Source organism: Polaromonas sp. P1_E3, from assembly GCF_056405935.1.
Genome location: NZ_JBFUBD010000453.1, coordinates 1 through 1,996 on the forward strand (window position 1 = coordinate 1; position 1,996 = coordinate 1,996).

The following is a 1,996-nucleotide window of genomic DNA, read 5'->3' on the forward strand; positions in this document are numbered from 1 at the left end:
CTTCACGCCAGCGGTTGGCACACAGGCACCAGCGATCCCCCGGTTGAAGGCCCGCGAAGCGATAGGTGGGTTGCGGCGTGGAAAGGTCGTTGCCGCGGCTCGCGGAAAAATCAAGGAATTCCCGCGTGACACGCACACAGATCAAATGGGAGCCGGCATCCGACGCATCCGTGTTGCAACAGCCGTCGCGGAAATAGCCGGTCAGTGGGTCATAGGAGCACGGCACCAAATCCGTGCCCAGTACATTTTTTGCGCTTATGACTGCGTTCATGGCCTGTTTCCGGAAAGCTTGTCATCAGGCCTTGTTGGCCTGAACCATTTTCATGGCCGAACTGATGAGCGCCCCGACTTCGGTCATGTTGCTGGGCACGACCAATGTGGTCTTGGCATCTTTGGCCACTTTCGAATAGGCTTCCACGGCCTGCTGGGCGACCTTGAGCTGCACCGCCTGCTCACCGCCGGGCTGGCGGATGGCGGCGGCCACCAGTTCAATGGCCTTGGCGTTGGCGTCGGCCACTGCCATGATGGCGGCGGCTTCGCCCTGGGCGTTGTTGATGGCGGCCAGTTTTTCGCCTTCCGACCGGGCAATGAATGCCTCACGCTCACCGGTGGCAATATTGATCTGCTCCTGGCGGCGGCCTTCAGAGGCAGCGATCAGTGCGCGTTTTTCCCGCTCGGCAGTGATTTGCGATTGCATGGCATGCAGGATTTCCTTGGGCGGCGTCAAATCCTTGATTTCATAACGCAGCACCTTCACGCCCCAGTTCAGCGCGGCTTCGTCGATGGCTGCCACGACCTGCGCATTGATGATGTCGCGCTCTTCAAAGGTCTTGTCGAGTTCCAGCTTGCCGATCACGGAGCGCAAGGAGGTCTGCGCCAGCTGCGTGACCGCCACGATGTAGTTGGACGAGCCGTAGCTGGCCCGCATCGGATCGGTAACCTGGAAATAGAGGATGCCGTCAACCTGCAGCTGCGTGTTGTCGCGGGTAATGCAAACCTGGCTGGGGACGTCGAGCGGGATTTCCTTCAGGCTGTGTTTGTAGGCGACGCGATCGACAAAGGGAATCAGCCAGTTCAGGCCCGGTGTCAGCGTTCCCGCGTATTTTCCGAGGCGCTCTTTCACCCAGGCGTTCTGCTGGGGTACGACCTTGATGGCGCGAATGACGAAAATCATCGCGACGATAAAAACGATCAGTGCTACATAAGACGACATGCTGACTCCCTCAGGTTTTTTCTACGATTAGTTTGCTGCCAATGACTTCCCGGATGCGATGGGTTCCGGCGGATGGTGTTCCGCCTGCCGCTTGAACCACAGCCCATAGCGCGCCGCGGTAACGAACCTGCGCGGTGCCGTCCGGCTGCCAGGCATCCACCTGCACAGTTTCGCCGACGTCCATGTTGACGTCCGGATTGGTACCGGCGGGCAACTCGCTGGGCCCGCGGCTGCGGACAAAATGGCAGATGCTTACCGTGGCCGAACCCACCACGGCCGCCGCAATGAGCTGCACGGAAGTTGAGGCGCCCAGATGGGCGGCAATGGCCGCAGCTGCGATGCCCAAAGCGACCATCAGCAGATAAAACGTTCCGGTGGCCAGTTCCACGGCCACTGCGGCCCCGGCCAGCAGCCACCAAATAGTCGATTCACTCATACATCCCCCTTTTGTCGGTCATCCGCTACATTTTGGGGCAATTAGACCCCAAGGCAAGCGTAGCGCAACAATATGTCCTTACACTTCGCTGCTTGGAAAAACTTCCTTCCAGTCCCCGCTCGGGCTCAACCTGTCTATGCCCTCTGAGCGTTTTCCATGCCCTCCGACAGGTTCAGGGCGCCCTTGAACTCCCGCCGACGCCATGAAATTTCGCTTTCCCATTGTCATCATTGACGAAGACTTCCGTTCCGAAAACACTTCCGGGCTGGGTATTCGTGCGCTCGCCCAGGCCATTGAAACCGAGGGCTTCGAAGTCCTGGGTGTGACCAGCTACGGTGACCTTTCAC

General features: G+C 59.3%; 3 protein-coding genes. All 3 read right to left on the bottom strand.

Annotated elements, in window-relative coordinates; genetic code table 11:
* Nucleotides 1-271 (bottom strand): DUF2237 family protein (locus tag AC1D0Z_RS20440; RefSeq protein ID WP_477659999.1); only part of this gene is annotated, 271 nt, incomplete at its 3' end.
* Between the two features lie 24 nt (nt 272-295).
* Nucleotides 296-1,213 carry an SPFH domain-containing protein gene (locus AC1D0Z_RS20445; RefSeq protein ID WP_477660000.1) on the bottom strand — a complete coding sequence of 306 codons (918 nt, stop codon included), beginning with the start codon at nt 1,211-1,213 and terminating at the stop codon, nt 296-298.
* A 10-nt stretch (nt 1,214-1,223) separates the two neighbouring features.
* Nucleotides 1,224-1,649 carry an NfeD family protein gene (locus AC1D0Z_RS20450; RefSeq protein WP_477660001.1) on the bottom strand — a complete coding sequence of 142 codons (426 nt, stop codon included), beginning with the start codon at nt 1,647-1,649 and terminating at the stop codon, nt 1,224-1,226.
* Nucleotides 1,650-1,996: the final 347 nt, after the last annotated feature.